An 18,199-nucleotide genomic window follows, 5' to 3' on the forward strand; every position below is an offset into this window, starting at 1 on the left:
CGACCTTACCGACTGGTCATATGCCGGTCAGCCCCGTCTCGCCTTTCGGTATCGGACATCTGTCCGGGGGCCGTTCGGCGGACCTCGGCGACGACGAGGAGCGCGACGGCGGTACCGATGATTCCGGATCCGGTAACCACGTGGTGCACCGGGAAGAACTCGGCCGCGAGCCCCGCCAGCGCCATCCCGGCGCCCTGGATCGTCATCAGCCCGGCGGTGAGCAGCGTCATGGCCCGGCCGCGCAGCTCGGGCGGGACGGCGTCCACGAACCACTGGTCGAGGCCGATGACGTACGCCGCCCCCATCCCGGCCAGCGCGAGTGCGGCCAGGGCGAGCGGCAGCCCGGGCCGGACCACGTACACCACCAGCGGCAGCAGGCCCACGGCGGCGACCGGCAGCACGATCCGGGAGCGGGTACGGGGCCGGAGCGCGGACCCCACGAAGAGCTCGGCCCCCACATGCCCGACGGCCATCGCGCACAGCAGCAGTCCGAGTGCGGCCGGACCGGCGCCGATCTCGGCCACGTACGGGGCGGCCAGCGCCTCCGGGGCCACCACGAACATCGCGGGCAGCCAGAGCAGGAGCAGCAGCGCCCGGATGCGGCGGTCGCCCAGGATCAGCCGGGCCCCGGAGAGCGACTCCTTCAGCAGCGTGGCGGAGCTGCTCCCGGCGCGGGCCGGGCGGTCGCGGGTGCCGAAGCGGAGGAGCGCCGCCGAGCAGAGGAAGGTGACGACGGTGACGGTGATCGCCCCGCGCGGGGAGAGCACGGTGAGCAGCGCGCCGCCCGCGCCGAAGCCGATGAGCATGGCGCTCTGCGAGACGATCCGCAGGAGGGAGCGGCCGAGGACGTAGAGGTCGCCGTCGCCCAGTATGTCGGTGAGCGCGGCCATCCGGGTCCCGGTGAAGACCGGCGCGATGGCGGCGACCAGGCAGCGCAGGACGAGGAGTCCGGCGACCGGGGTGGCGGGCACCAGCATCACGGCGACGCAGGCCGCGCAGACCAGGTCGCAGACGACCAGGACGCGGCGGGCCGGGTAGCGGTCGGCGACCCCGGCGAACAGCGTCCCGCCGATCACGTACGGGAGCATCCCCAGCGCGAACGTCAGGGCGCTGAGCAGCGGGGAGCCGGTGAGGTCGTACACGAGGACGGTGAGGGCGAGTTCGCTGACGACGACGCCGAGGAGCGAGAGCAGGTGGGCGGCGAAGACGGCCCGGAACTCGGTGACGGCGAAGACGGCGCGGTAGCCGGCGGGCGGGGCGGTGGCAGGTCCGTGGGACATGGCAGGAGCCTGGGCCCGGTGGGACACTTCGCCGTAGAGTTTCGGCTGGGGGCGAATCTTCGACGGCGGAGTGGGGGCCGGTATGCCGTTCCAGCTGCGCTTCGGCGAGAGCGACCTGCTGCGCTGCCGGTTCGCGCTCTCGCCGCTGGTCGAGACCCAGGAGGCCGTGCGCACCCTGGCCCGCCCCTACCGGCACGGCTACCACCTCCCCTGGCTCCGGCAGATCCGCGAGGCGGCCGCCGCCCTCGATCTGGGGCCGCTGTGGCTGCTGATGCCGGACGGCGGCCACAACCCGGACTTCATCTGCCCGCCCCCGATCGGGCCGCTGGCCACCTTCGAGGAGGAGATCGCGGGTGTCCGGGCGGTCGATCCGGAGGTGGCGCGGGCGGACATGGAGCTGGCACTGTCCGAACGGCCCGGTGCCCGCGAGTCGGTGACCGGCCGACGTCTGCTCGACGACCCGGCGCGGGCCGTGCGCGAGATCGCCGATCTGCTGGAGCGGACCTGGCGGACCTTGATCGAACCGTACTGGCCCCGGCTGCGGGCGGTCCTGGAGGCGGACATCGCCCACCACTCCCGCCGCCTCGCGGACAGCGGACTCGCCGGGCTGCTCGGCGAGGTGAGCACGCAGCTCAGCTGGAACGGTTCGACGCTCACCGTGCAGGGGACCCGGGGCGACCACCACCAGGTGCTGGGCGGCCAGGGGCTGGTGCTGATGCCGAGCGTCTTCGTCTGGCCCGAGGTGGTGGGCGGCCACCTGGAGCCATGGCAGCCCGGGCTGATCTACCCGGCGCGCGGGATCGGCGGGCTGTGGAGCGCGGCCGGCGAGCGGACACCGGACGCCCTGGCCCGGCTGCTGGGGCGGGTCCGGGCGGACGTGCTGTGCGCGCTGGACGAACCGGCCGGGACGAGCACCCTGGCCCACCGGCTCGGCCTCGCCCCCTCCTCCGTATCGGCGCATCTGTCGGTGCTGCGGGGGGCGGGGCTGCTGACGTCGCGGCGGTACGGACACCAGGTGCTGTACGAGCGCACGCCGCTGGGGATCGCACTGACCGCGTCCACCTGAGCGGAGCCCGGTCACGGATGGTGTCGCGGCGCCACTCCCGGTGACCGATATGTCACGATTGCCGACGTCTGCCTCTGCCTTGCCGACGTCTGCCCGCGCTCAGCCTTCCGCTGTGCCGCCCGGCACCCCGCCGTCCCGTATCCGTGAGAGCCACCGCCGCCCGAGGGGGCTGGATGTCCGGCCGTAGAACCGTTTCCAGAAACCGCCGTGTCTTCGGGGTTGCCCCCGCCCTGGCCGCCGCCGCTCTCGCGGCCGTCCTCACGGCGGGCTGCTCCGCGCCGGGCGGGGCGAGCCCCACGGCCGCCGAGGCCGATCCCGTACGCGGTGAACCGGCGCCGAGCGCGGCCTCCCCGTACTGGGTGGACCCGGACAGCGATGCCGCCCGTCAGGTGCGCGCCTGGGACCGGCAGGGCCGGGAGGACGACGCGAAGGCGCTGCGGCGGATCGCCGACCGGCCGGTGGCGCTCTGGCCCGCCTGGGACGCGCCCGGGCCCGAGATCGTGGCCGCCGCGAAGGCCGCGGCCGAGACGAAGAAGAGCATCCTGCTCGTCGCGTACAACATCCCCCACCGCGACTGCGGGCTCTACTCCGCGGGCGGCGCCAAGGACGCGGACGCCTACCGGTCCTGGCTCGGGGAGTTCGCCGAGGCCATCGGCGACGCCCCGGCCACCGTGATCCTGGAGCCCGACGCCCTCCCCCACATCGCGGACGGCTGCACCCCGCCCGAGCACCACGCCGAGCGCTACCAGTTGCTCTCCGAGGCCGTGGACACGCTCAAGGCCAAGCTGCGGACCAAGGTCTACCTGGACGCGGGCAACCCGGACTGGATCAAGGAACCGTCCAAGATCGCCGAACCGCTGCGCCAGGCCGGGATCGACCGGGCCGACGGCTTCTCGCTGAACGTCTCCAACTTCCAGTCGAACGCGAGCGTGAAGGAGTACGGAGCCCTCCTCTCCGACGCCGTGGGCGGCGGCGCGCACTACGTGATCGACACCAGCCGCAACGGCGGCGGCCCCCTCACCGGGGACCGCGCCGAGGCCTGGTGCAACCCGCCGGGCCGGGCGCTCGGCACGCCCCCGACCACCGACACCCGCGACCTCCGGCTCGACGCCTACCTGTGGATCAAGCGGCCCGGCGAGTCGGACGGCACCTGCCGGGGCGGCCCCGAGGCGGGCACCTGGTGGCCGGAGTACGCCCTGGGACTGGCCGAGCGCGCGAAGTCCTGAAGCGCTCGGTGTCGGGGCGTCAGGAGCGTGGCGCTTCCGAAACCCCGGCACCGTACTTCAAAGATTGCGCAACCTTTAAAGTGTGGTCATGGGATTCGAATCCAGGGCAGACACGACGCACCAGGACCGGCCGCGGACGCCAGGACCGCCTGACACGGCACCAGGGAGCGTCGGCGAGGCCGCCGTGCTGGTCGGCGGCCCGGCGGACGGCACCCGGATACGGGTCACCGACCGGCCGGCCGTGGTCCAGGTCACCTACCCCTGCGAGCTGGACGGCCCGTCGGACGGCGCTCGGGCGGAAGCGCTCTACGTCTACCGCCGCGACCTGCAGGTGGAACGCGCGCCCCTGCGCTACGGAGTCGACCCGGCCAGCCCTTGACCCGGTACCGCCGGAGCCGGCCGGCGGGCCGGCGGTCACGGGGCAGGACGGTGGCCTCGGCGCACGCGCCGTCGCGCGGGCTCAGTCGTCGTCCTCGTCCCCGTCCTCATCCATGTCCTCGAACGAGGAGTGGAACAGCGCCGCGAAGCTGGGGAACCTCGTCGTATCGCCGTACTTCGGCGTGAACTCGTAAGCGGCCCACTCGCCGTCCGGTCCGACATCGGTCGGATCGAGCAGCCAGTAGTCCTCTCCCTTCGCGACCTCCACGGACCGGCGGAACAGGCCCACATCGTTCTCATTGCCGTCGATCGAGGCGTACACCTCGATCACACCGGCGCCGTCCTCGCTGTCCCGCATCCACCCGACACGACCGCTCGGATGGACACCGTCCACCCAGCCGTCCAGGTGCTCCCATCCGTCGCTCGTCAGGAAGAAGCTCCTCAGGCCCGGCGGCAGCCGCAGCCCGAGCCGCTCCTCGGCTGCCGCCAAGGCCTCTTCCCGAGCCGGTTCCGCACCCAGCCAGACGGCTATCCGCTCGCCCCGGTCCAGCGCGTCCGCCTGGTCCTCGTCCAGCAACTCGTCCGCGCCGTCATGGTTCAGCAGGTACCGCTGTCCGTACGCCTCCAGAAACGCGCGCCAGTCCTCCGGCGTGGCCGGGGCCGCGCCGACCGCATGCATCTCGGGTTCCGTTGTCTCACTCATACCGACCATGGTGGCAGGAGGGTATGACAACGCCGGCGGCCCTGCCGTGTGCGAAAGCCCCGGTTCTCAGGACGCCTTGACCCACTTCGCCTCCGACGGGACGCCGTCGGTGTCGGTGACGAAGAGCATGTACCAGCCGGGCGGGACCAGCGTCGGGTCGTCCGGCACGCTCACGCTCACCTCGCCCTTGCCCTTCTTCAGGCCCAGCTCGATGGAGCGCTGCTCCACATCCGTGGTGTGCGTGACCGCGCTCGGCCGCATCAGCCGGGCCGTCGCGATCCGGTCCGCGTCGGCGCTCTTGTACGTGACCGTCTTCCCGCGCTCGACGGCCTCGGGGCCGTCCCCGATCACCGGCCGCTTGTCCTTGCCCCGGTGCAGGGCGGGCGGGGTGTAGACCTCCATGCGCTGCTCGAACTTGCCGAGCTTGGTGTTGTCCTTGTCGCCGTAGAGCGAGTCGGAGCCGAAGGTGGCGACCCGGCCGTCGGGCAGCAGCAGCGCCTCGGAGTGGTAGTTGCGGCCGACCGTCGGCTCGGCCGCCTCCTTGAAGGTGTTGGTCTTCGGGTCGTAGGACTGCGCCTTGAGGATGTTGCTGTCGCCGCGGCCCCGGTAGTCCTCCGAGCCGCCGCTGGTGAAGACGGTGTCGTCCGGCATGATCACGCTGTTCAGGTAGCGCGTGCCCTGCGGCAGGTCGGGGCCCGGTTTGAACGCCGGGCTGGCCTGCTTGAGGTCGATGACGGCCGTACGGGCGGTGGACTTCTTGGACTCGCCGACCCCGCCGCCGCCGAGGACCATCACCTTCTGGTCCTGGACGGGCGGCAGCAGCAGCGAGGCCGCCGTCTCCAGCTCGTCGGTGTCGGTCAGCCCGGGCACCTTGGTGAAGGTGTTCTTCTTGATGTCCCAGATCCCGGGGTCGCGGCCCTTGTCGGCCGGGCCGTAACCGGCGTTGGCGCCCGGGTAGAAGAGCTTGCCGCCCTTGGTCAGGAAGAGCGCCGGGTAGGTCGGGAAGTAGTGGAAGGGGCCCTTGGCCCACTTCTTGGTGTTCGGGTCGTAGATCTCGTTGTCGCCCGGCAGGATCGCACCGACGTCGTCGAGACCGGAGACGGAGAGCACCCGGCCGTCCTCCAGGCCGACGAGCGTCGGGTACCAGCGGGCCTCCTTCATCGGGTCGACCTTGATGTACTTCTCCGCCGTCGGGTCGAACTCGTAGGCGGCCCTGATCCCCTGGAAGTCCTGCTTGTCCATGGTGATCTTCTCGGCGATCCCGTAGGAGTTGTCGGCCTCCTTGCCCTTCAGCCCGACGATCTCGTACTGGGCGGCCCCCGGCGCCACCGCCTCGACGCCGTCGTTCACCGCCTCCACGAAGACCCGCTGCTCGGCCGCCGTCACCTTCGTCTTCCACGGCTTCATCTGGCCGCTCTCGAAGTACGTGACCTCGAACTCCCGCTTCGCCTTGGGCACGGTGACGTCGAACTTGGCGACGTACTCGACACCCGCGGGCGAACGGAACACGGTGCCCTTCTTCAGCTTCAGCGGCTTGTCCGGGTTCTCGTTCTTGACCCGCATCCCGCCGCCGGCCCGCTTCACCTTGTCGTCCAGCACCTCGTAGCGGGCGGTGCCGCCGGCGATCAGCAGCCGCCCGTCCGGGAGCTGGGCGTGGCCGCCGCAGAAGAAGTCCTCGGGGGTGGGGATCTTCTGGAAGACGTTCTCGGCCGGGTCCCACAGCACGGTGTCGAAGGTGCCCGCGTCGAAGTTCTTCTCGTCGTTGCCGGAGCCCGCGACGATCAGCACCTTCCCGGTGTGCAGGAGCGCCGCGTGGATCGCGTTGGTGCGGTACTCCTTCGGGATGTCGACCCGCTCCCAGGAGCCGTACTCCGCCTTGTACTTCGGCTGGGCGATCTTGTACGCGTGGTACTGGTCCTCCGCGAAGGAGAGCGCCGCCGGCGCGTTGAGGCCCGCGAGCACGACCACAGCGCCGCCGCCCAGGAGCGTCTTCCGCATCTTCTTCGAAGGCCGGTAGGCCATGGGTCAGTTCCCTCCTGCGGTGGTGGTGGCGGTGGTACCGGCACTCGCGCTGCTGGTCGCCGGGGCGCTGGTCGTCGTCGTGGGGACGAACGCCTTCGCGGGAAGCGGCTGTACGGGGGTGGGCGCGGGGGCGGGGACGGCGGTGCGTTCCCGCGTACGCCGGTCCTGCCACCGGGTCCAGGCCCACACCGCGACCGGCGACAGGGAGATCACGAGCCCCAGCGTCGCCCAGGTCCGCATCGCCACATGGGTGTGGTCCAGATAGACGGAGGCGGCGAGCGAGGAGACCAGGACCGCGGCCCAGGCGAGGTGGATACGGAAGGTGAGCAGCCGGTCCGGGGAGACCTGGCCGCCCTTGGGTGTGACGACGAACCGGCCCTCCGTGCGCAGCACCGCCGAGCCGAGCGACTTGAGGTAGATCGGCGCGGAGAGCGCGGACATGGCCATCCCGGCGAGGCCGCCGGAGCCCTCGGGCTCGTGCGGGGAGACGTTGTGGCGCCGGTTCCAGAGGTACAGCCCGATCTGGAGGGCCGCCGCGTCGCTGTAGAGCATCAGCCAGATGGAGGCGGCGACCTGGGTGCCGGACGCCCCGAACCAGAGGAAGAGCACACAGCTGAACACGCCGAGCAGCCAGTTGACGGCCGTCATCGGGTAGTAGACGAGCATCAGCGTGTAGCTGAGGAGCCGGCCGGGCGGCACCCGGAACAGCGCCTTTCCGTACTGCTTGAACAGGGTCTCGTACGTGCCCCGCGACCAGCGCAGCTGCTGGGTGAAGAAGTCCGTCCAGGAGGCGGGCCCCTCTCCGACGGCCAGCACGTCGGGGGTGTAGACGGAGCGCCAGAAGCGGCCGGTGAAGGGGTTGCGGCGGCGGTGGATCTCGAAGCCGGTCGCCATGTCCTCGGTGATCGAGTCGTAGAGGCCGCCGACCTGGCGTACGGCGGCGACGCGGACGACGTTGTTGGTGCCGACGAACATCGGGGCGCCGTAGCGGTTGCCCGCGCGCTGGATCAGCGCGTGGAAGAGGAACTGCTGCGATTCGGCGGCCTTGGTGACGGCCGAGTCGTAGTTCCCGTAGACCTGCGGTCCGACGACGAAGGCGACGTCCGGGTCCCGGAAGTAGCCGAGCATCCGCTCCAGGAAGTTGGGCATCGGCACATGGTCGGTGTCGACGGAGGCGAAGAAGTCGTAGGCGTCGCCGTGCAGGGCGATCCAGGCGTTGTAGTTGCCGTGCTTCGTCTTCGCCTTGTGGACACCCTTCTTACGGTTCCACTCGGGCACCCCGCGCCGGGTGAAGTGGTGCACGCCCAGCTCCGCGCAGAGCATCCGGGCGGCCGGGTCGTCGCCCTCGTCGAGGAGCCAGATGTCCAGCGGCCCGGGGTGCGTCAGGCGCACCGCGCCCTTCAGGGTGGCGCGCACCATGGAGAGCGGTTCCTTGCCGGGGACGTACGTGGTGAGGAAGGCGACCCGGGTGCCCGGCTCGGGCGTCACCGGTACGGGGTCCCGGGCGACCATCGTGGCGTGCGCGATGGAGACCACGTTGACCAGCATGAAGAGCCCGATCAGGCCGATCGAGACCAGCATCGCGGTGTCGGCGACGACGAGCCACCGCTCCCCGTTCTCCCGCTCGGTCCAGTGCGAGGGCCAGACCAGGTAGAGCATCAGGGTGGCGGTGAGCACCGGGGCGAGCGTCATCAGCAGGACGGCCCTTATTCGGTGTTTCTCCGTCGAGAGCAGGGATCGGTACCGGACTCGGTATCCCTCGGGGTCCGGCTCGGTGAGCGGACCCGCGAGCCGGCTGTAGGTGTCGTAGTCGTAGCCCTCCGACCGCACCGTGCCTCCCACTGTCGAACGGGTTGATATCCCCACAGAAGGGGACAGGCAACGGCGTGTCGACTTGGCAGGTCCGAGTGAGGGGTTTTTGATCCGGCACCGGAAAAGCCCCCGGCCGTGTGGCACCGGGGGCTTATCGGGTGAACGCGGGGCGGCGGGAGGGCCGACGGGACGTCAGGGGGCGAGATACCGCTCCACCGTCTCGACCTTCGAGGTCAGACCGTCGGTGACACCGGGCCGGATGTCGGCCTTCAGTACCAGGGAGACGCGTCCCGCGCGGGCCTCGACGGCGGCCACGGCGCGCTTGACGACGTCCATGACCTCGTCCCACTCCCCCTCGATCGAGGTGAACATGGCGTCGGTCCGGTTGGGCAGCCCCGACTCGCGGACGACCCGCACGGCGTCGGCGACGTACTCGCCGACGTCCTCACCGACACCGAGCGGCGAGACCGAGAACGCGACGATCATGCGCTGACCGTGCCTTCGCGGCGGGCGCGGGCGGCGATGACGCCGTCGGCCTCGTACTTCTTGAGCAGCTTGTCGCCGTAGAGGCCGCCGAAGGGGATGACGGCGAGCAGGAAGAAGAGCGCGACGCGCTTGAGCGGCCACTTGGCCTTGATCCAGACGTCCAGCAGGAACACGACGTAGATCGTGAAGAGGATGCCGTGGATCATGCCGAGCGGCGGCATCAGGAAGTCGATGTCCGAGACCCGCATGAGCAGCGAGCCGAAGATGAGGAGCGCCGGGAAGGAGAGCGCCTCGGGAAGCGAGATCAGGCGCAGCCGGTGCAGGGCGGAGGCGGTCTTGATGTCCACAGGGGCACCTTCGGTGGGAGAGGTCGTGTGTGGGCGGGGCTGTACGGGCTTGTGAACGCGGGCACAAGCCGCCCCCATTGTGGCATCGCGCCGCGCCACCCCCGGCGCCGGGGGCCCGCACGTCCGCGGGCGCGCGTATCGCCGCATATCAGGGCCGGTCAGGGCGCGCATCATCAGGACCGGTCCAGGTGCGCATCAGGGGAGCATCAGGGGCGTAACGGTTCCGTGGGACCTGGCCGGAGCGCGGGGCGGGCGGCTACCTTCAGCGCGTGGCGATGTTCCGACTCCAAGGCAGCAAGACGCTCGCCGTCGATCTGACGGGCGATGTGGTCAAGGCGAAGAACGGCTCGATGGTCGCGTACGACGGCCGGATGAGCTTCAAGAAGCTGTCCGGCGGCGGTGAGGGGATCCGCGGGATGGTGACCCGCCGGCTGACCGGCGAACAGATGACGGTGATGGAGGTGTCCGGGCAGGGCACCTGCTACTTCGCCGACCGGGCGAGCGAGATCAGCCTGGTCTCCCTGCACGGCGACAAGCTGTACGTGGAGGCGAGCAACCTGCTGGCCACCGATTCCGGCCTGCGCACCGGGACCACGTTCACCGGCCTGCGCGGCGGGGCGAGCGGCAACGGCCTGTTCACCACCACGGTGGAGGGCACCGGCCAGGCGGCGATCATGTCGGACGGCCAGGCGGTGATCCTGCGGGTGACCCCGCAGTATCCGCTGATGGTCGACCCCGGCGCGTACATCGCCCACCAGGGCCACCTCCAGCAGAACCTCCAGTCCGGGGTGAACTTCCGGACGCTGATGGGCGAGGGCTCGGGCGAGGCGTTCCAGATCCGCTTCGAGGGCGACGGCCTGGTCTACGTACAGCCGAGCGAGCGCAACACCGTCGGGGGCGATGTCTGATGCCGTTCCGGGAGATCAACTCCAAGATGATCGAGGCCACGGTGGTGCCGGGCCAGAAGCTGTTCAGCCAGCGCGGCGCGATGCTGGCCTACCGGGGGGAGGTCTCCTTCACCCCGAACATCCAGGGCGGCCAGGGCGGCTTCGCCTCGATGATCGGCCGCCGGGTGGCGGGCGAGGCGACCCCGCTGATGACGGTCGAGGGCTCGGGCACGGTGATGTTCGGCCACGGCGGCCACCACATCCAGGTGATCAACCTGGCCGGCGACACCCTGTACGTGGAGGCCGACCGCCTCCTCGCCTTCGACGGGTCCCTCCAGCAGGGCACGATGTTCATGGGCTCGCAGGGCGGGGTGATGGGCATGGTCCGCGGCCAGGTGACCGGGCAGGGCCTCTTCACCACCACCCTGAAGGGGCACGGCGCGGTCGCGGTGATGGCGCACGGCGGGGTGATCGAGCTGCCGATCACCCCCGGCCGGGACATCCACGTCGACCCGCAGGCGTACGTCGCCCACCACGGGGACGTACGCAACAAGCTCTCCACCGCCGTCGGCTGGCGGGACATGGTGGGACGCGGCTCCGGCGAGGCGTTCCAGCTGGAGCTGAGCGGGAACGGCGCGGTATACGTCCAGGCATCCGAGGAGAAGCTTTGAGCACGCCTGTGGTCTTCGATCCGATGACGCTGCCGTCGGACGACAACGTCAACTCCTACACCTTCTGCGTGGAGCTCAAGGGGAGCCGGTGGTTCCTGCAGAAGGGGAAGATGATCGCCTACTACGGGCAGATCAACTTCGACGGCATCGGGCACGGCCGGTTCGACCGGCTGGTGCGCTCCAGCTTCCACTCGCCGCTGCACGCGAGTGACTGGGTGGTGGCCGAGGGCAGCGGGAAGATGCTGCTGGCCGACCGGGCCTTCGATGTGAACTCCTTCGACCTGGACGAGGGGAACCTGACGATCCGGTCGGGGAACCTGCTGGCGTTCGACCCGTCGCTCGCACTGAAGCAGTCGATCGTGCCCGGGTTCGTGACGCTGATCGGTACGGGGAAGTTCGTGGCCGCGTCGAACGGCCCGGTGGTCTTCATGGAGCCGCCGCTGCGGGTCGACCCGCAGGCGCTGGTGGGCTGGGCCGACTGCCCCTCACCGTGCCACCACTACGACCACGGGTACATGACGGGCGTGATGGGCGGAATCCGGTCATTGACGGGGATCGGCGGCACGTCGGGCGAGGAGCACCAGTTCGAGTTCGTGGGGGCGGGCACGGTGCTGCTGCAGTCCAGTGAGGCCTTGATGGCCGAGCAGGCGACGGGTGCGGTGCCGGGCGAACCGGGCGTTCCGGGTGGCGGATCCGCACCGCGCATGCCCGGCCAGCTGGGGGACCTCCAGCGTCGCTTCGGCTTGTGAGCGGTAGGCTGCGGAGTGTGACGTCGAACGCCTGCGCCCAGCCGCCGGTCCTTGCATGCCACCCCGTCAGTGCTCCGACGGCTCCGGGGTGCCTGTCGTCACACCCCTTAATTTCGTCCGGCTTTCAACATCTTAGGTAGAATCGATATATGGAGACCGAGACGGCCACCCGCTGGCTGAGCGACACGGAGCAGTGCGCCTGGCGCACCCACCTGGACGTCAGCAGGCTGCTGATGCACCAGCTGGAGAAGGACCTCCAGCCGTTCGGCCTGACCATGAACGACTACGAGATCCTGGTCAACCTCTCCGAGTCCGAGGAACAGCGGATGCGGATGAGCGACCTCGCCGCCGCCACCCTGCAGTCCAAGAGCCGGCTCTCGCACCAGATCACCCGGATGGAGAGCGCGGGCCTGGTCCGCCGTACGCACTGCGAGTCGGACCGGCGTGGACTGTACGCGGTCCTCACCGAGCTGGGCGCGGAGACCATGCGCAAGGTCGCCCCGCACCACGTCGAATCGGTGCGCAACCACTTCATGGACCTGCTCTCCCCGGAGGCCCTGGCGGAGCTGCACGCTGCGCTGACGCCGATCGCGGAGCACCTGCGGGGGCGGCGCGGGAAGCCGTGACGGACGCGGCCTGAGCGGGAAGCCGTGACGCGTACGGCCTGACCGGTGCCTTCGCCGGGTCGGTCAGGCCGCGTTCACGCCGCGCGCGGCAGCCACAGCCGGAAGGCCGCGCCGCCCTCGGGGGCCCGGTGGACCGTGAGCGTTCCGCCGTGGCGCGTGGCCACGTCCCGGGCGATGGCGAGGCCGAGACCGGCGCCGCCGTCGTCGCGGCTGCGGGCGTCGTCCAGCCGGACGAACCGCTCGAAGATCCGCTCCCGCTCGTCCTCCGGCACGCCCGCCCCGTCATCGCGGACCTCCACGCGCACCCCGCCCCCGTCCGCCGCCACCTGGACGGTGATCCGGTGCGCGGCGTGGCGCTGGGCGTTGTCCAGCAGGTTGCCGATCACCCGGACCAGCTGCCCGCGCGACCCGTTCACCTCATACGAAGCATCCTCGGCCACCTCCACCGTCACCGGGATCCGGTCCCCGGTCCGCTGGGACACCTCCTCGCGCACCAGCGCCCCCACCTCAAGACGGGCGGCGCCGGGCTTCTCCCCCGCGTCCAGCCGGGCCAGCAGCAGCAGATCCGCCGCCAGCACCTGGAGGCGTACGGTGTCGGCGACCGCGCCCGGGAGGTCCAGCAGCTCCGGGTGGGCCTCGGCCACCTCCAGCTGGGTGCGGAGCGAGGCGATCGGGGAGCGCAGCTCGTGCGAGGCGTCCGCGACGAACCGCCGCTGCCGCTCCACGGACGCCTCCAGGACGGTGAGCGTCTCGTTGGTCGTCCGGGCCAGCGCGGCGATCTCGTCGCGTGAATCGGGCTCCGGGACGCGGCGGGCCAGGTCCTCGGAGGCGGTGATCGCGGCCATCTCGCGGCGGATCCCCTCGACGGGCCGCAGTGCGCGCCGGGTCACCAGCCAGGTCACCCCGGCGACGACGGCCAGCAGGAGCGGCAGCCCGGTCAGCATGGCCCCGCGCACGGTGTTCACGGCCTCCTGCTCGGCGGCGAGCGGGGCGCCCGCGTGGACGGTCAGGGTGAGTCCGGCGGGGGTGGTGGCCTCGACGGCGGCGAACCGGTAGTCGGCCTGCTTGCCGTCCACGGTGGCGGTGCCGTCGGAGAAGTCCGGGTCGTCGGAGGAGACCTCGCCGCGTGCGGGCCGCGCGCTGTCGCCCCCGTCATCGTCGTCGCCGTCATCGTCGTCGTCCCCGGGCGAGGGGGTGGCGCCGGCCGAGGCGGAGGGTACGGGGCTGACGCCCGTCGAGGCGGTCCCGGAGATGGCCCGCAGCCCCTTGGAGACGAAAACCACCCGCCCCTCCTCGTCGGTCACCTGGACCGGGTGGTCCTCCTCGTCGTCCAGGTCCAGATCGGCGTAGGCGGTGTCCAGGGCCAGCTGTCCGGCCACCTCGCGGGCGGCCACCTCCGCCTGGAGGTCCGCCTGGTCGATCAGGTTGGTCCGCAGGACGGAGAGCACGGCGAGCCCGGCCGCGACCAGGGCGACGGCGACGACCAGGGTGGCGCCGATGGCGGCCCTGGCCCGTACGGACCTCATCCCGCCTCCAGCCGGTAGCCGGCGCCACGCACCGTACGGATGGAGGTGGCGCCCAACTTGCGGCGCAGGGTGGAGATGTAGACCTCCACGATGTTCGGGTCGCCGTCGTAGGCGAAGTCCCAGACGTGCTCCAGGATCTCCGCCTTGCTGACCACCTGCCCGGCGCGCAGGGCGAGTTGCTCAAGGACCGCGAACTCCTTGGCGGTGAGGGTGTATTCGTCCTCGCCCCGGTGGACGCGGCGGGCGGCGGTGTCGATGCGGAGGGTGCCTACGGTGAGGACGGGGGCGGCGGTTCCGGCGCCTCGGCGGCGCAGCAGGGCGCGGACCCGGGCGACGAGGACGACGTAGCTGAAGGGCTTGGTCAGGTAGTCGTCGGCGCCGGTGTCGAGCCCCTCGGCCTCGTCGTACTCGCCGTCCTTGGCGGTCAGCATGAGGATCGGCACCTCGTGCCCGGCGGCGCGCAGGGCACCGCAGACCCGGTAGCCGTTCATGCCGGGCAGCATGATGTCGAGGATGACCAGGTCGTAGCCGCCCTCACTCGCCTGATGGAGCCCTTCGAGCCCGTCGTGCACGACATCCACGGCGAAGCCCTCGGCGGTGAGTCCCCGGGCGAGGGACACCGCGAGACGCTTCTCGTCCTCCACGATCAACAGGCGCATGCGCACAGCCTCGCAAACTCCACCTGAAGACGCCTTCAGGTGGCTTCAGGCTGCGTTCAGCATCAGGTCGGCAGTGTGGACCCCGTCAGCCAGCACAGCAGCTCTCGGGGAGGAACCTCATGAAGCGCAACGTCACCATCGCCGCCGTCACCGCCGCCGTTCTCATCGGCGGCACGGCCGCCGCCACCGTCGCCTTCGCGGACAGCGACGGGGACCGCGACCGGTCGTCCACCAGGAGTGCGAGCACCGTGAGCCTCGCCGACGACCGGGACGACCGCGACGACCGTACGGACGACGCTTCGGACGACCGGTCGGACGACCGCGCCCCGGTTGCCGCGAAGGGCTCCGGGATCTCTCTGGACCAGGCCGTCGCCGCCGCGCTGAAGAGCGTCCCGGGCACGGTCACCCAGGCTGAGCTGGACCGGGACGACGACGACCACGACGGCCGTACGGTGTGGGAGCTGGACGTCCGAGGCTCCGACAAGAAGTGGCACGACGTCACGGTGGACGCCACCAACGGCAAGGTCCTCAAGTCCCGCGAGGACGACGACAACGACGACCGCGACGACCACGCGCCCCGCTCGTCCACGGTCACCCTGAAGCAGGCGGCGGACGCGGCCCTGAAGACCGCGCCGGGCAGCATCACGTCGATCGACCTGGACGACGATGACGATGACGACGACAAGGGCAGCAAGGGCAACGTCCTGCGCTGGGACGTCGACATCGCCGGCAAGGACGGCAAGAGCCACGAGCTGCGGGTCGACGCGAAGACCGGCAAGGTCACGGTGGACCGGGACGACGACGGCGACGACCGGGACGACAGCGCGGACGACCGCGACGACCGGAACGACGACCGCGACGGCGACGACGACTGACCGCCCGCCGCCCGGAACCCCCGCGACACCACGGCCCCCGTATCGCAGCGGCGATACGGGGGCCGTTCGGTGTCAACGCGTGCTCAGGCGCTCCCCGTCAGCCCCGCCACCAGTTCGTCCGCCGCCGCGTACGGGTCCAGGTCCCCCGCCACGATGCGTTCGGCCAGGGCGTGCAGGCGGCGGTCGCCGCGCAGGTCCGCGATCTTCTCGCGGAGCGCGGTGACCGCGATCGTCTCGACCTCGTGGGACGCACGGGCCGCGCGGCGCTCGGCCAGGACGCCGTGCTCCTCCATCCAGGCGCGGTGCTTCTCCAGGGCCTCCACGACCTCGTCGATGCCCTCGCCCCGGGCCGCGACCGTCTTCACGATCGGGGGGCGCCAGTCGCCGGGGCCACGGGACTCCCCCAGGCCGAGCATGTGGTTCAGCTCGCGGGCGGTGGCGTCGGCGCCGTCGCGGTCGGCCTTGTTGACCACGTAGACGTCACCGATCTCCAGGATTCCGGCCTTGGCCGCCTGGATGCCGTCGCCCATGCCGGGGGCGAGCAGGACGACGGAGGTGTCGGCCTGGGAGGCGATCTCCACCTCGGACTGGCCGACGCCGACCGTCTCGACGAGGACCACGTCGCAGCCCGCCGCGTCCAGCACCCGGATGGCCTGCGGGGCCGACCAGGCGAGGCCGCCGAGGTGGCCCCGGGTGGCCATGGAGCGGATGTAGACGCCGGGGTCGGAGGCGTGGTCCGACATCCGGACCCGGTCGCCGAGCAGCGCCCCGCCGGAGAACGGCGAGGACGGGTCGACGGCCAGGACGCCGACCCGCTTGCCCGCCCGGCGGTAGGCGGAGACCAGGGCCGAGGTGGAGGTGGACTTGCCGACGCCCGGCGAGCCGGTCAGCCCGACGACGTAGGCGTGGCCGGCCAGCGGGGCCAGCGCGGCCATCACCTCCCGGAGCTGCGGGGACGCCCCCTCCACCAGCGAGATCAGCCGGGCCACCGCACGCGGCCTGCCTGCTCGCGCCTGCTCGACCAGCGTGGGGACGTCCACGTCCACGTTCACCGCTCCGTTCTCGCCTTGCCTCGTCTACGTACGGTGGTTACTTGCCCGGGACGCGGATGATCAACGCGTCACCCTGACCGCCGCCGCCGCACAGCGCGGCCGCACCCGTGCCGCCGCCGCGCCGCTTCAGCTCCAGCGCCAGGTGCAGGACGACCCGGGCGCCGGACATGCCGATCGGGTGGCCGAGCGCGATGGCACCGCCGTTGACGTTGACCTTGTCCGGGGTGACGCCGAGGTCCTTCATGGACTGGACGGCGACGGCGGCGAACGCCTCGTTGATCTCGATCAGGTCGAGGTCCTCGACAGCCAGGCCGTCCTTCTTCAGGGCGTGCTTGATCGCGTTGGAGGGCTGCGACTGGAGGGAGTTGTCCGGGCCCGCGACGTTTCCGTGGGCGCCGATCTCGGCGATCCACTCCAAACCCAGCTCCTGCGCCTTGGTCTTGCTCATGACGACGACCGCGGCGGCCCCGTCGGAGATCTGCGAGGAGGTGCCCGCGGTGATCGTGCCGTCCTTGGCGAAGGCGGGGCGCAGCTTGCCGAGGGACTCCACGGTCGTCTCGGGGCGGATGCCCTCGTCCTTCGCGAAGACGACGGGCTCGCCCTTGCGCTGCGGGATCTCGACCGGGGTGATCTCGGCCTCGAAGATCCCGTTCTTCTGGGCGGCGGCGGCCCGCTGGTGGGAGAGGGCGCCGATCTCGTCCTGGGCGGTGCGGTCGAGGCCGAGGCGGCTGTTGTGCTTCTCGGTGGACTCGCCCATGGGGATGTTCTCGTACGCGTCGGTGAGACCGTCGTACGCCATCGAGTCGAGCATCTCGATCGCACCGTACTTGTAGCCCTCGCGGGACTTGGGGAGCAGGTGCGGGGCGTTGGTCATGGACTCCTGGCCGCCCGCGACCACGACGTCGAACTCACCGGCGCGGATGAGCTGGTCGGCGAGCGCGATGGCGTCGAGCCCGGAGAGACACACCTTGTTGACGGTGAGCGCGGGGACGTTCATCGGGATGCCGGCCTTGACGGCGGCCTGGCGGGCGGGGATCTGGCCCGCGCCGGCCTGGAGCACCTGGCCCATGATCACGTACTGGACCTGGTCGCCGCCGATCCCGGCCCGGTCCAGCGCCGCCTTGATCGCGAAGCCGCCGAGGTCGGCCGCGGAGAAGCTCTTCAGGGAGCCGAGGAGACGGCCCATGGGCGTCCGGGCGCCCGCGACGATCACTGAGGTGGTGGTACCGGTCGTTGCTGGCATGGGCACGGCCCCTTGGGATCGGATGTGAACGAGGGTTTACCTGAATGTACTGAGCGGTACCGCGCCCGTCATCCGGCAGCCGGTGTGACGGCGCGCACGTTGCGTAACCGTGGCGGGAGCGGGGGTGCGAAGCCATGCTGAATCCATGCTGACGCGTATCGACCACATCGGGATCGCCTGTTTCGACCTGGACAAGACGGTGGAGTTCTACCGTGCCACGTACGGATTCGAGGTGTTCCACAGCGAGATCAACGAGGAGCAGGGCGTCCGGGAGGCCATGCTCAAGATCAACGAGACCTCGGACGGCGGGGCTTCGTACCTCCAGCTCCTCGAACCGACCCGGGAGGACTCGGCTGTCGGCAAGTGGCTGGCAAAGAATGGGGAGGGCGTCCACCACATCGCCTTCGGTACGGCGGATGTGGACGGGGACGCCGCGGACATCCGCGAGAAGGGCGTCCGCGTGCTGTACGACGAGCCCAGGACGGGTTCGATGGGGTCCCGGATCACGTTCCTGCACCCCAAGGACTGCCACGGCGTCCTCACCGAACTGGTCACGAGCAGCCCGGAGCACTGACCCGGCGCATACCCGGC

General features: G+C 71.0%; 19 protein-coding genes. 9 read left to right on the forward strand and 10 right to left on the reverse strand.

Annotated elements, in window-relative coordinates:
- Window positions 1-5: 5 nt before the first annotated feature.
- Entirely contained in the window at window positions 6-1,280 is a 1,275-nt protein-coding gene (locus R2B67_RS09550) for an MFS transporter (RefSeq protein ID WP_317817313.1), read from the reverse strand.
- 82 nt (window positions 1,281-1,362) lie between these two features.
- Here R2B67_RS09550 and R2B67_RS09555 point away from each other — a divergent pair, with 82 nt between their 5' ends.
- The 3 genes from R2B67_RS09555 to R2B67_RS09565 all read left to right on the forward strand — a co-directional run bounded on the left by R2B67_RS09555 (window position 1,363) and on the right by R2B67_RS09565 (window position 3,951).
- Window positions 1,363-2,346, forward strand: coding sequence for an ArsR/SmtB family transcription factor (locus tag R2B67_RS09555; RefSeq protein WP_317817314.1), 984 nt, complete (start codon window positions 1,363-1,365; stop codon window positions 2,344-2,346).
- A gap of 173 nt (window positions 2,347-2,519) precedes the next feature.
- Entirely contained in the window at window positions 2,520-3,572 is a 1,053-nt protein-coding gene (locus R2B67_RS09560; protein WP_317817315.1) for a glycoside hydrolase family 6 protein, read from the forward strand.
- Between the two features lie 88 nt (window positions 3,573-3,660).
- Window positions 3,661-3,951, forward strand: coding sequence for a hypothetical protein (locus tag R2B67_RS09565; protein WP_317817316.1), 291 nt, complete (start codon window positions 3,661-3,663; stop codon window positions 3,949-3,951).
- Between the two features lie 81 nt (window positions 3,952-4,032).
- Here the strand turns inward: R2B67_RS09565 and R2B67_RS09570 are convergent, their stop codons facing one another.
- The 5 genes from R2B67_RS09570 to R2B67_RS09590 form a co-directional block, all read right to left on the reverse strand.
- On the reverse strand, window positions 4,033-4,662 hold the full coding sequence (locus R2B67_RS09570) for an SMI1/KNR4 family protein (protein ID WP_317817317.1): 630 nt from the start codon (window positions 4,660-4,662) through the stop codon (window positions 4,033-4,035).
- A 57-nt stretch (window positions 4,663-4,719) separates the two neighbouring features.
- The gene (glxA, locus tag R2B67_RS09575; protein ID WP_317817318.1) at window positions 4,720-6,675 is read right to left on the reverse strand and encodes a radical copper oxidase GlxA; all 1,956 of its coding nucleotides are present in this window, start codon (window positions 6,673-6,675) and stop codon (window positions 4,720-4,722) included.
- Window positions 6,676-6,678: 3 nt separating this feature from the next.
- On the reverse strand, window positions 6,679-8,505 hold the full coding sequence (locus R2B67_RS09580) for a glycosyltransferase family 2 protein (protein WP_317817319.1): 1,827 nt from the start codon (window positions 8,503-8,505) through the stop codon (window positions 6,679-6,681).
- 174 nt (window positions 8,506-8,679) lie between these two features.
- Window positions 8,680-8,973, reverse strand: coding sequence for an MTH1187 family thiamine-binding protein (locus tag R2B67_RS09585; RefSeq protein WP_015611413.1), 294 nt, complete (start codon window positions 8,971-8,973; stop codon window positions 8,680-8,682).
- The gene (locus R2B67_RS09590; RefSeq protein WP_018509878.1) at window positions 8,970-9,320 is read right to left on the reverse strand and encodes a DUF3817 domain-containing protein; all 351 of its coding nucleotides are present in this window, start codon (window positions 9,318-9,320) and stop codon (window positions 8,970-8,972) included. The genes R2B67_RS09585 and R2B67_RS09590 overlap by 4 nt, the downstream gene beginning before the upstream one ends.
- Window positions 9,321-9,595: 275 nt before the next feature.
- Here R2B67_RS09590 and R2B67_RS09595 point away from each other — a divergent pair, with 275 nt between their 5' ends.
- The 4 genes from R2B67_RS09595 (at window position 9,596) to R2B67_RS09610 (ending at window position 12,253) form a co-directional block, all read left to right on the forward strand.
- On the forward strand, window positions 9,596-10,228 hold the full coding sequence (locus tag R2B67_RS09595; RefSeq protein ID WP_317824813.1) for an AIM24 family protein: 633 nt from the start codon (window positions 9,596-9,598) through the stop codon (window positions 10,226-10,228).
- Window positions 10,228-10,878 (forward strand): AIM24 family protein, encoded by a 651-nt coding sequence (locus tag R2B67_RS09600; protein ID WP_202591728.1) that lies wholly within the window; start codon window positions 10,228-10,230, stop codon window positions 10,876-10,878. Before R2B67_RS09595 ends, R2B67_RS09600 begins: the two co-directional genes overlap by 1 nt.
- Window positions 10,875-11,627 carry an AIM24 family protein gene (locus R2B67_RS09605; RefSeq protein WP_161267296.1) on the forward strand — a complete coding sequence of 251 codons (753 nt, stop codon included), beginning with the start codon at window positions 10,875-10,877 and terminating at the stop codon, window positions 11,625-11,627. The genes R2B67_RS09600 and R2B67_RS09605 overlap by 4 nt, the downstream gene beginning before the upstream one ends.
- Window positions 11,628-11,776: 149 nt before the next feature.
- The gene (locus R2B67_RS09610; RefSeq protein ID WP_317817320.1) at window positions 11,777-12,253 is read left to right on the forward strand and encodes a MarR family winged helix-turn-helix transcriptional regulator; all 477 of its coding nucleotides are present in this window, start codon (window positions 11,777-11,779) and stop codon (window positions 12,251-12,253) included.
- Window positions 12,254-12,327: 74 nt separating this feature from the next.
- On the opposite strand, the gene R2B67_RS09615 is transcribed toward R2B67_RS09610, so the two are convergent.
- Window positions 12,328-13,779, reverse strand: a complete 1,452-nt coding sequence (locus R2B67_RS09615; protein WP_317817321.1) for a sensor histidine kinase — start codon at window positions 13,777-13,779, stop codon at window positions 12,328-12,330.
- Window positions 13,776-14,438, reverse strand: a complete 663-nt coding sequence (locus tag R2B67_RS09620) for a response regulator transcription factor (protein ID WP_317817322.1) — start codon at window positions 14,436-14,438, stop codon at window positions 13,776-13,778. The genes R2B67_RS09615 and R2B67_RS09620 overlap by 4 nt, the downstream gene beginning before the upstream one ends.
- 119 nt (window positions 14,439-14,557) lie before the next feature.
- On the opposite strand from R2B67_RS09620, the gene R2B67_RS09625 reads away from it, so the two are divergent.
- Complete coding sequence (locus R2B67_RS09625; protein WP_317817323.1) at window positions 14,558-15,313, forward strand: PepSY domain-containing protein; 756 nt, start codon at window positions 14,558-14,560, stop codon at window positions 15,311-15,313.
- A gap of 83 nt (window positions 15,314-15,396) precedes the next feature.
- Here R2B67_RS09625 and meaB read toward each other — a convergent pair whose 3' ends face one another.
- Window positions 15,397-16,365 (reverse strand): methylmalonyl Co-A mutase-associated GTPase MeaB, encoded by a 969-nt coding sequence (gene meaB, locus R2B67_RS09630; RefSeq protein ID WP_199784449.1) that lies wholly within the window; start codon window positions 16,363-16,365, stop codon window positions 15,397-15,399.
- Between the two features lie 37 nt (window positions 16,366-16,402).
- Complete coding sequence (locus tag R2B67_RS09635) at window positions 16,403-17,608, reverse strand: acetyl-CoA C-acetyltransferase (RefSeq protein WP_317817324.1); 1,206 nt, start codon at window positions 17,606-17,608, stop codon at window positions 16,403-16,405.
- 145 nt (window positions 17,609-17,753) lie between these two features.
- On the opposite strand from R2B67_RS09635, the gene mce reads away from it, so the two are divergent.
- A complete protein-coding gene (gene mce / locus R2B67_RS09640; protein WP_015611400.1) occupies window positions 17,754-18,182 on the forward strand; it encodes a methylmalonyl-CoA epimerase in 429 nt (142 codons plus the stop codon).
- Window positions 18,183-18,199 lie beyond the last annotated feature (17 nt).

The organism is Streptomyces cyaneofuscatus (assembly GCF_033109485.1).
Taxonomy (GTDB): domain Bacteria; phylum Actinomycetota; class Actinomycetes; order Streptomycetales; family Streptomycetaceae; genus Streptomyces; species Streptomyces cyaneofuscatus.